Raw genomic sequence first — 11,233 nt, 5'->3', positions numbered from 1 at the left:
GGTCCGATAACGCATGTGCAAGACTAGCAACATTGGAGCGATAGAGCTCGGACAGGTTCGGGTGTAGTCGCACCGGTGAAGGCGCAGGCTCAGACAGCTTCGCATCAAGACCGGCGATCTGCGCTTCAAGCTCTTCGAGCCGCGTTTGAAGGCCGGGGGTGCGAATGCCCTCTGCGATTGCATCATAGAACCCATTCAGTTTGCGCGCCGCTTTGTCCCGCTCGGATTGCAGACGGGTCCGGGCTACCTCTGCTGTGCCTGCTTCTGCGTTGGCGGCTTCGCTGAAGGACTTTATAAAAGCGGCCACTGCGTCGGGCTGCATCAGACGTTGGCGAAGCAAATCCAAAACGGCGTCTTCCAGAACATGGCGGCGAATGGATTGCCTGTGCGTGCAGGTATCGAGTTTGCGAGCGGCAGAGCAGGCGAGATAGTCGCGCCCGACAGTGGTGAGTGGTCCTCCGCAGGAGCCGCAGAATGCAAGACCTGTCAGAAGGTGCTTCTTGCGACGCTTCTCCCAAAACCGGGTTTCCTTGATGGCTTTGACGCGGGGATCAGCTTCGATCTCGCCTTGCCGCTGCTTGACCGCCTCCCAAAGTTCATCCCCGACGATCCGCAGCTCAGGGACCTCCGCGATGATCCATTTGGACGGATCGTTGAGACGGGAAACACGTCTGCCGGTCTCAGGGTCCTTGATGTAGCGCAGCCGGTTCCAGACCAGGCGGCCGATGTAGAGCTCATTGTTGAGAAGGCCTGTTCCACGAGTGCGGTGCCCCCGGATGGCCGTGTCACGCCATAATTTTCCTCGAGGGCCTGGGACACCCTCGGTGTTCAGGCGGCGCGCAATGGCTTTCGGGGAGTGCCCTTCGGTGAAGTCATGTAACACCCGCCGGACGATCTCAGCTTCTGCTGCGTTGATCACTCGTTCCCCCGTGACGGGTTGGCCGTCGGGCCCGAGACGCCGGACGACATCATAACCGTAGCTGTTACCACCGCCGGAACGGCCAAGCTCGACACGCCCGCGCAAACCACGCCGGGTTTTGTCGGCCAGGTCTTTGAGGAACAGTTGGTTCATGGTGCCTTTGAGACCTACGTGTAATTCGCTGATCTCGCCCTCAGCCAGCGTCACGATGCAAACACCTGCAAAGCTTAGCCGTTTGAAGATCGCGGCGATATCCGCCTGGTCTCGGCTCAACCGGTCCAGCGCTTCCGCCAAAATCAGATCAACTTGTCCTTCCTGTGTAGCATGAAACAGCGCTTGCAGACCGGGGCGCAACATGGAGGCGCCGGAGACCGCACGATCAGAATAGGCGTCAACAACAGTCCAACCTTCCCGCTCAGCACGTTCCCGGCACAGTCGCATTTGGTCGTCGATGGATGCGTCTCTCTGCATTTGGCTGGAGAAACGGGCATAGATTGCAACGCGGGTCATCGCCGGGCCTTTCTCTTCTGTTTGATCAAAGCCGCGTAGTCGCGGCCCGCTTCAATTGACTGTGCGTGGATGTAGTGGCGCTCGGCGGTTCCGAAGCTCGTATGCGCAAGAATTGGTCGAATTAGCTTGGCATGTTCCGGAGAAGAGCGGGCCAGGGTTGTCGCGGCAGCATCCCGAAAGAAATGCGGTGGAATACGGCGACCCGTCAGCTTCAGTGTCTGCTCCGCGATCCGAGGGCTCAGCGCGTCTTTCTTCAAAGGAGCACCAGACCGGCCAACCCACAGGACATTGTGATGCTGTTGGCCACGCTCCATAATAAAGGAACGGGCTTCGTTGATGTAACGGCGCAAGAGCGGTTCAACGCTCGGTGGAACATCAGCTTCCCAGGGATGCCCTGATTTGGTGAGATCCCCGGGGAGCGCGACGGTCATCGTGTCTGCTGCGACATACAGGGATATGCCAATCCGAAGGCCCGCGAAGGCGTGTCGCCGCATCGGCATCAGGGCCAACATCGCTATCATGGTGCCATCCCGCAGGCACATCATACTGCTTAGCGGTGTTGACGCAGCTTCTGCATGACCCGTCGCCAGAGACAGCCCTGCACGGAATAGAACTTCGCTGGACAACACACGCCCAAGTTTACGGTCCCGATCACCTCGACCCGCGGCGCGCTTCAATCCCGCTTTTAACTTCCGCTGAGCGGACCAGTCCTGCGTCGGGTCAGCCGCGGAGAGGATACGCAACACGCCATCAATGAACATCAATTGAGTCATCGGCCGGGTGTGTGAGAGGTCCCGAAGCCAAGCGGAAAGGCGCGGCAGGGTCCCGCGTCGAGCCGGAGGCAGTGTGATCGCCTCCGCGTCGCTGGTAATCAGCCATTGCAACCATCGGGCATAGCGCAACTCCAACGTCTTCAACGAGGTTGCGCGTAGATGAGCGAGGGCACCGCAATCGTCGAGTGGTCCACCTTCCGCCTGAAGGCTGAGCCACATATCCCGGTCTTGCGCGGGCCATTCGTCGCGCGGCAGAACAAGGCTCATCAGCGACGCCCTTTCTTGGCGTCTATCAGGTCAGCAAAGGCGCGGGTTGCCGAACGTGCCTCAAGACCGGAATACATGTTGATGGTGTGGCTGACCTCCGAATGTCCGAGCAACCGACGCGCAACCTCGTAGCCGCCGGGATTGGCGTCGAGCCAGTTCATCACCGCGAAATGCCGAAACAGGTGGGCGTTCATCTCCAACCCCGTTTCTTTCCGGATCCGTTTGGAGATGCGCCCAGACAGAACGCCGGGATCAACAGAATGTTGACCATCCCTGCGGGGAAACAGCCAAGGCGTTCCAGCGGGGCAGAGTTCCGGACAACGAGATTTGAGATGGCTGTCGATCATGCGCAATACATCACGCGGAATCTCGAACTCGACAGGTCGTTCATTTTTGGTCTCACCGTCTTCCAGAACCAAGTAGGCTCGGCCATCACCAGGGCGGTGCAGGTGGCGTTCAATGTGGATGCCAGCCAGATTCTTCACACGGACGGGGCAGACCAGCAGGATGGCGATTGCGAGCGCATCTTCGCGCGCCAGAGCCCATCCGTACGGCTTGGAGGTGCCGCGTGGTCGCGCGAAAATCCGTTCGGGCAGGAGTAGCAGGCGCTGCTGATGACGGTCCTCTTGCAACATTCGAAGTCTGCTTCGGTTCTTTTGGGTCATGCCATTCTGGGGTTTGACCGCCAGACGCGCTGCAAGCCCAGCCAGTAATTCCCGGGTGTCTTCGGGTGCATTGAGTAACCGGGCCAGATTGCGGAGTAACGCGGCAATCTCGCTGATCATCTTTGTGGTCTGGTTGTTGGTGCGCGATAACATCTGGCGCAAACCCCGTTCAGCCATCGCCGGATTAATCAGGACGTCCAATCCGCCAATCTCCGCGATCGGGATACCAGAGTGAGTGAGTTCGGAGGCGAACCGAACCAACTGCCTTTGGTATTGGGACAGGGTCGCGGGTCGTAGTGCTCTGTTCTGTCCGTCATCTGCCAGCGGGTCTGGATTGGACAGACGATGCATCAGCTTTGCAAGATCGGTTTGGAATGGCGCCGGAAAGTCAGTCACCGGAAAAGTGATGACCTTCCGACGCGATTCCAGAGGCAAAGTGACGTTGGGCCATTGTGAAATACGTCGGACCGCCAGGTTCCAGCCGTTGACAGCGGCACGATATGCAACCTCAGGAGATTTGCTGATCTCGTTATGCTCAAGCGCTACTCGATAGGCCTGAGCATGCTCTTTATACACATTGGCAGGTTTGACGCCTTGCCGGTTCAGATAATGCACGAAGCGGCAGAGCGCGGGTTGCAATGTCTTGTCACCGGACGCAAGTACATCCGCCCACAGCGCGTGCCAATCGGGAGACAGATCATAGATCCGGTTGAAGCGGCGTTCCACCAGCCCGAAATGCGCGAGCGCAGCCCGTGCATCACTGACCGCATTTTGCCAGCTCTTTAGTGTCAGACCAAGCGAAGCCGGTGCAACTTTAGCCAAACGGGGCTGCAACCAGCGACTGTCGCAGGGCACATCCTCTGGCGGCAGCCCAAGGGCTTTGGCCACGCGGCGCAGACCGGAGATCATGTCGCGACGGCGTCCGTCCGACAGAGAGCTGTCGGAGTGCAGTTGGTCGATGAGCTCGGCGAACATCGGTGTGTCGGCTTTGACGAAGGCCAATGTCAATGGAACGGGGCTCTGGCTAGTCATCGGGTTTGCGGTCCTTTGGACATGTCAGGTCTCGGGCGGACGGGTGGGCTCTTCTTCGCATTGATCTGTGGCATACTGATGCGCCTCCTTTTGGTCAGAGGCGTCCCGACCCAGTTCCCGTACTGCCTGGGCAGCCAGCAATCGGACCAACTGGTCAATCGCTGTCTCAACCTGCTTGCGCGCGTAGTCGTCAGAAGGGGGTGTGGCAGGAACGCGTGTCATGCCATGACCATGACAACGCGGGCTTGCTCATTCTAAGTGTATTGATTGCCCAATTCCGGCGGCGCCCAACGCTCTTGCTCTTCACGCTCAAGCTTGTCGCGAAAACCGTCAATGTCCACGCGGATCGTCTCACCGCTCAGGATTTGCCCCGGCTCGGTGATCATCTTCACGAAAGCCTGGATAAAGTTGACGAGCGGACCTTGCCGTTGTCCTCCGGGGCGACCGTCTGAGTATGTCGTATAGGTTAGGGGGCGACCGGCATCTTTCCAGATGTAACAGCAGCTCTCGACGATGTACTGACGGCGTTTGTCGCGCGAGAACCGCTTGTCCCGGGGCGACATCTCTGCAACTGCGCCGGGGGTCACAAGGATGTGCCGAGTGTCATCTATGACATCTTGAGTAAGCGTCGTTGCGGTCTCAAGCTTGTCGAGGACTTGAGGAAGAAGGTCTGCATCTTCTGGCGTCGATACGAAATAAGTCGAAAGCGAGCCCAATGCGTTCCGGAGTTCTTGTGTAGTAATTGTGCCCCGCTTGGCTTCCCGCAGGAGTGTCTTGAGGTGCTTTTGACCTCGTACAATCGCTTGCGAGCGACGGACCTCAGTCAGGTTGATTGCGATGTCGTCGTCGTTATTGAGGCAGTTCCCAAGAAGCACAGAGAGTTCGCGTACGAGCTTAGTTGGCAGGCCAAACCGTTCAGCCAAGCTCCCGATCATGTCATCAGATAGAGCACCGCGTTCGCCATAACTGCCGAGCTTCCATGACATCGAGCACTTGATCCCATCCATGTGCGGATAGACGGAATAGTCAACTTCAGTATGTGCAACGTCTCGATTGTCCTTCAGACCGCTGTCCGCGTTAGCGCTCATGTTATTCTCCGTTTGGCACACTCTAGGGTCTGATCGCGCGTCCAAAAGCTTACGTGCAACAAGGCGGTACTGATTGCTCAGAAAGCGCTGATTGAGACACGGCGACCCCTTCCAAGGTTGCACATCAACAAAAGAACAGGAAGAGAACAATTTGGCTAGGTTCTGTGTCGAGCCGCTGACCCGAACCGCCTGCGCTATTGGTGGGCTGCGGCGCTTCGGGTCAGCTAAGGTTTGTGCAACTTGCGGCCGCGCGAAACACAAAGATCCCCCCAAAAAAAGCAGATCAATACACTTAGTCAGCAAGAGCGCAAAATCGGACGTTCCGGGCCGGGATGGGTCTCCCCGTCTCCGTTGCGCCCGGTTTATACTTGCTGCTTTCCCTGGCAAACGATCAAAAAAAGCGGTGACCACGGTACGTTCACGACCGGCCTCCAATTGTGAACTATGGTTCGGGGACTACCCCATCCCGCACCGACGCGGCTCCTTCTGGCCCGGTGCAGAAACGCGACTACGGAACCCACCGGTCGACGGTCGTCTTCAGACGCTCGTCGAACCGGGGATCGCCGAGACCGTGCGCGGTCAGAGCGGGGCAGGTGAGAAGCCTGCGGGGAAGCGGCTGGCCTCCGATAAAAGGCATCGCGCAGATACGAACCTGAAAGCGAAGGGCCTTCTCCCGCAAGACCGGGGGGAAGGAGCGGGGGCCGGATATTGTCTTATAACAAGTACGGGTGTAGCGGAGCTAGATCGGTCCCTGCAAACTCCTCGCTTGTCACCAGTTACTTGGCTTGCAGTTGTGAACAGTTAAGATCAATTACCGCCAGCATGGCAATCTGCCGCAAGTTCCATAATACAAACGCGGATTGGGATTTCTCCAGCATTTGGAGTTTAAGCAACAAGAATTGCCTTAGAATTGGAGTGGTGGTTTCGCTGTTTTGAAGGGTAACCAAGCAAACAACAAAAAATTTTCAAACTTGTTTTGAGTACTACCGACCTTGTATCACCAAAACGTTGTTAACTGTCGTGGTTTTCCCGGAAACTACGTCGGATTGAACTTAAAAGCGGCCCGATTACATAGTCGGCAACGCTTGCTTCACCGGTTTGCAGCATAACCTCTACGGGCATTCCTGAGACGAGCTCGACGTCCTGTAAATCTGCGAGTTCGGCAGGTAAAATCTCAACCTTTGCCAAATAATAGGGTTGCCCTGTATTTTCGTCGACTATGCGGTCTGCGGAAATTGAGCGCATCAAACCGAATATCTGTGGCATGTTGCGTTGTTGATACGCAGTAAGATGAATACGGGCAGGCATACCAATACTTACGACATCTATATCAATCGGGTTGACTCGGGCGTCGATTATCAAAGGAACCTTCGAAGGTACGATATCCAAGATCGGTTCACCGTTTCGGACGACCCCGGAAAGAGTAGTGATCCGCACATTCATTACCTTACCTTCAATCGGAGAGCGTATTTCCGTTCTATCGACCACATCCCTGTGCCATCGTATTTCGCTTTCCAACTCGGCTAGAGTACGTTTCATTTCCGACAATTCCATGGTGGAGTCTTCTATCTCCTGCTGAACCATGGCCAGTAATTGCAATTCGGTTTCACCGATCTTTTGATTGTTGCGGGCGATCTGCGCTTTACTGGTAGCACGCTCGATCGTGATGTCTGCGGCTGCGCGTTTCAGGGCCAGTAGTCGGTACTTCCTTTCTAGACCTTTCCCCAGCAGGCTTGTTACACCTTGGATTTCTTCCTCAATTAAATGTGTTTTTTCGTCCAAGCCGACGATCGTTTTCTTAAGTCCGAGGTTTTCTTCGTCGAGCTGTTTGATGCGTTTGCGCAGTATGTTGTCGCGGCCTTTTTGTGTCGTAATTCGCCGCGTCAGAAGTACTTGTTGATCGGAAATTGCGCGTGTTAATTCAGCTTCATCGGATACATTCTTGCTGTTCGGGACGACCAATATTTCGGAACCGTCTAATTCAGCTTTGATGCGGGCGACCCTCGCCAGCAGGTGCGTGTACCGCTTTACCAATTCGTCAAGTCGGGCACGTGCCTGCACGTCGTCGAGAGTTAAAAGAACCTGACCTTTGGTCACCTTGTCCCCTTCCCTCACGTGAATAGATTTTATGATTCCGCCCTCCAGATGTTGAACGGTTTTGCGGTACCCTTCTGGACTGACCACTCCTGGTGCAATGGCTGCGCCTTCCAGCCGGGCGCTGAATGACCAGGTCACCAAACCAAACACCAGCCCGATTGCGACGATGTACCCCGTGCGAAGCGGCGCGCGCGTGAGATCTCTAAGGTTGGATGTTGAGTCTGTGACCGCTTTGTGTCGAATTGAGCGGAGGAGTAATGTCAGAAGCACCAACGTGAGCAATAAAATAATTGCCGCGATCCACCTCGGGTCAACGGCGGGTGGTAGCTTTTCTAAGATCCAATCCAACCAGTCGGCTGGAATTGCACCCAAAATGCCATCAAGCACCGAAGCACAGAAAGCCTTCACGTTTTCCTGTAACTCTTCCCAAATGCTCATTGGCGAACCACCTTACTCTGCTACTGCGTTGTTGCCGCTGCTAGATTGCACCGTCCGCACGGTTTGATAGGCTGGAGCTTGGCCTCTGATCTGCAAAATTTTCTCACGCGGGCCAAATGCGGCGACAGATCCGTTTTTGAGAACCAGAACTTTGTCTGCAGTCCTGAGCCCGGCGGGACGATGGGTCACAACGACGACGGTGCGACCAAGATTCTTGGAGCGCGCAAGAGCTGCAGCAAGGGCTGCGTCGCCTTCCTGATCGAGATTCGAACTGGGCTCATCCAAGACGATAAACGACGGGTCACCCAGAAGAGCACGAGCAAGTCCCAGCCTTTGCCTTTGGCCACCAGAGATACGCCCGCCGTGCAAGCCAACGTCTGTTTCGTACCCATGTGGTAACCGCAAAACGAGATCGTGAACTCCTGCTTCTTTGGCGGCCTTGATTACCATCGAGTCGTCGATGTCTCGCATTCGGGCAATGTTCTGGGCTACGGTGCCTGGAAAGAGCTCTACATTTTGGGGCAGATAGCCCAGCCACGGCCCTAGATTTTCGGGGTTCCAATTTCCGACGTCTGCACCGTCAAGCCTTACATGGCCGCGTGTTGGTTGCCAGGCTCCGACCAATAAACGACACAAGGTCGATTTGCCCGAACCGGAAGGCCCAAAAACGACTAGTGTCTCGCCGGGCTCAAGAGCGAAAGAGATGTTCTCCAGAATCGGTTCGCCCGAATAGGGTGCGAGACAATAGACCTCTTCCACCTGTAATTGGCCGAGAGGCTTTGGTAAGTTGACTTCATAATCGGGAGCAAATTCACCCGCAAAGTGATCCCTGAGCCGGGTGATAGCGGTACGCGCTGCCACGAAACCTTTCCAAGCACTTATTGAACGCTCGATAGGAGCAAGTGCCCTGCCCAGAACAATTGAGGCAGCGATCATCCCTCCGGCAGTCAGATTGCCTTGAAGGACAAAATACGCGCCAAGTCCCAGTATCATGACTTGCAAGGCAAGGCGTAGCGCTCGTGATGCGCTGACAAGGCCCGAGGTTTTTTCCTTCAGGTTCTGGTGCTCACGTCGGGCACCTGCCTGAAAAGACTGCCAACGACCAAGCAAGGCATCACCCATTCCCAGAGGGCGGATGGTTTCACCACTCTCAAGAAACTGCTGCGCTGCCGTATCACTTTGGCGAAGCTTGGCACTTATTTCCTTGTTGGGATTGCGTGTCAGAATGTCATTTGTAAGCGCAAACAGAAAGAGAACGATAGTACTGCAAAGCGCAAAGACACCAAGTCCAGGGTGGAGTAACCAAATGAATGCAATAAAGATCGGTGTCCAGAGTGCATCAAAAAAGGCAAGCACTGCGTCTCCGCCCAGAAATGACCTGAGGTTGGCAACATCGTTCAGGCTGGCCTTTGGGTTGCAGCCAGTCAGCCGGTCAGACATGGCTTTTCTGAGGGTCGGTTCGCTAAGTTCTGATTCAACCCAGAAACTTGCACGACCTAAGATCATCCGTCGTACTTGCTCTAGTATTCCGTAAATGATCAGCGCAAAAAGTGCGACAACCGTCAGCCAGACCAGAGTGTCGAAAGACCCGGTGGTCAGAACCCTGTCATAGATCTGAAGCATGTAAATAGCGCTCACCAGAAGTAGCAGGTTTACGACACAGCTTACGATCAGTAGCGGCGGGAAAAGCCGCTTCACGGCTTTTCTGGTGGTGTCGACGATATTTGTATCGGGATTGGCATTCATGAACGTGGCACTCTGTAACAAGGGTTTGGTACGGCTGTTAGGATGTGCAGACCCGGCAAGGCGCCGGGTCTGCGCGTTTCACTGCTTTGTCAGGCGACAACCGGATCGAGGTCGATTGTGAAGCCGTCAGTGTCCGTATCCGAGTCACCGTCGGCTTCGGTCGCATTTAGGGTCATCTCTAACGATTCGGGATTGAACTCCTGCGAGGTCGTGAACTCGATGACCGGGATCTTGATGGTCCCTTGACCCATAAAGAGCTGGATCGCGTCGATGTTGTTCGGTCCTGTTGGATCACCGATCACAAAACTTTCCTGGCCGCCGGCTTCAGGCGACAGATCGCCGTCCATGACCTCAATCGGACCGCTAGGGGATGTACCATCGCTATAGTAGATCGTGTACCACAGATCCTCTGGTGGGTTATCATACCCACCCACAGAGTTGTCGATGAAGACCGTCACGGCGCTGACGTTAAAGCCGGTCGGGTCGACGACGAAGCTTTCATCCACCTTGCCACCCGATGTCGTGTCGCCATCAATGCCTTCATTGGCATTACCGTTCAGATTGTTATTGCCATTCCCGATGCCCGAGGTGCTGACATTCATCTGTTCCGCACTGAGGAATGTTGCGCCGCCCTCCCAATTGGCTTCAAGGGTATTCAGGAACGGCGCGATGTCGCCAGGTGTTGATGTTGGCTCGACCGCCGCGAACACGATTTCCGAACTGTCGATTGTCAGCGTTCGCACCGGATCCGGGCCACCCGCATCAAGGCTGCCATCTGCCGTGGACAGTTCGACCACCGAACCCGGCGGTGTAGACACCTGAAGATCATAGGTGGTTGGGCTGTCGAATTCTATGGTGAAATCCACTGTTTCATCGACGCCATCACCATTAAAGTCATCGGTGATTGAGCCAGAGAACAAGTTGGGATTAACCAAGTCCTGGGTCAAATCGGCGTTGACCACGACAGTACCATTATCGTCGATCTCGTAGCTGACCAGTTCAATGTCCAACGAGTCAAACGCGTCAGCGCCGGGCGAATCCGACCACGTGCCTTGCGCACCCGCTTCATAACTTCCCGATGCGTCGTTGACAGTGATCTGCGGCCCGTCATCGGTGAACGAGATTTTTTGGGTGAGGTCGACATAGTCCGTCGCGGTGTCTGCGGCGGTTTCAGCATCGCTGAGGGTGCCGACCAGACGGATCGCATCGGTCAGGGCCGCGCCCAATCCGGTGACATCCGAGGCATAGCCCGAGGTATCTGCCGAACTGTGCTCGACCGCCCGGTTCTGGGTCAGCGTCACCGCGCCGGTGCTGCTGACGACCGAGACCGAGAACACGACTTGCCCGCCCGAGGTTTTGCCCTCGATGACGCCAGCATTGTTGCTGAGAACCACGGTGTCTCCGGTGGCGGTGTCTTTCAGGGTCACCGACCCGGCATTGGAGCCCAGTTCAAGACTGTAGACCAGCGCGCCCAGGCCATCTTCGCCCGGATCATTCGTGGTCACGTTGAACAGATCGCCCACACCTTCGGTGTCCGTATCCGGCCCACCCGTCAGATCGGCGTCATCCGTCTGCAGGACCGCGGTGCCCAATTCCATTTCAAAGGCCGGCCCGTCATCGGTGAACGAGATTTTTTGGGTGAGGTCGACATAGTCCGTCGCGGTGTCTGCGGCGGTTTCAGCATCGCTGAGGGTGCCG

8 protein-coding genes are annotated in these 11,233 nt (G+C 56.0%); all 8 read right to left on the bottom strand.

The genetic code is table 11. The features are described from left to right. On the bottom strand, nucleotides 1–1,429 hold a 1,429-nt coding region (locus tag ACR0L1_RS23535), incomplete at its 3' end, for a recombinase family protein (RefSeq protein WP_480861089.1). Next, nucleotides 1,426–2,469: a tyrosine-type recombinase/integrase gene (locus ACR0L1_RS23530; RefSeq protein ID WP_480506168.1), complete on the bottom strand. Its 1,044-nt coding sequence runs from the start codon at nucleotides 2,467–2,469 to the stop codon at nucleotides 1,426–1,428. The genes ACR0L1_RS23535 and ACR0L1_RS23530, both read right to left, overlap by 4 nt. Then, on the bottom strand, nucleotides 2,469–4,166 hold the full coding sequence (locus ACR0L1_RS23525; RefSeq protein WP_480861087.1) for a hypothetical protein: 1,698 nt from the start codon (nucleotides 4,164–4,166) through the stop codon (nucleotides 2,469–2,471). Before ACR0L1_RS23525 ends, ACR0L1_RS23530 begins: the two co-directional genes overlap by 1 nt. Before the next feature lie 24 nt (nucleotides 4,167–4,190). Continuing rightward, nucleotides 4,191–4,388 (bottom strand): hypothetical protein, encoded by a 198-nt coding sequence (locus ACR0L1_RS23520; RefSeq protein WP_480861085.1) that lies wholly within the window; start codon nucleotides 4,386–4,388, stop codon nucleotides 4,191–4,193. Between the two features lie 32 nt (nucleotides 4,389–4,420). Then, nucleotides 4,421–5,254 (bottom strand): hypothetical protein, encoded by an 834-nt coding sequence (locus ACR0L1_RS23515; protein ID WP_480861083.1) that lies wholly within the window; start codon nucleotides 5,252–5,254, stop codon nucleotides 4,421–4,423. A gap of 1,011 nt (nucleotides 5,255–6,265) precedes the next feature. Next, nucleotides 6,266–7,789, bottom strand: coding sequence for an HlyD family type I secretion periplasmic adaptor subunit (locus tag ACR0L1_RS23510; protein WP_480861081.1), 1,524 nt, complete (start codon nucleotides 7,787–7,789; stop codon nucleotides 6,266–6,268). A 12-nt stretch (nucleotides 7,790–7,801) separates the two neighbouring features. Then, on the bottom strand, nucleotides 7,802–9,535 hold the full coding sequence (locus ACR0L1_RS23505; RefSeq protein WP_480861079.1) for a type I secretion system permease/ATPase: 1,734 nt from the start codon (nucleotides 9,533–9,535) through the stop codon (nucleotides 7,802–7,804). Nucleotides 9,536–9,624: 89 nt separating this feature from the next. Continuing rightward, nucleotides 9,625–11,233, bottom strand: a 1,609-nt coding sequence (locus ACR0L1_RS23500) for a DUF5801 repeats-in-toxin domain-containing protein (protein WP_480506705.1), incomplete at its 5' end; no start/stop codon positions are given.

Source organism: Ruegeria sp. J8, from assembly GCF_056531925.1.
Note: the sequence above shows the minus strand (reverse complement) of the source record. Positions and strands in the feature narration are given on the sequence as shown.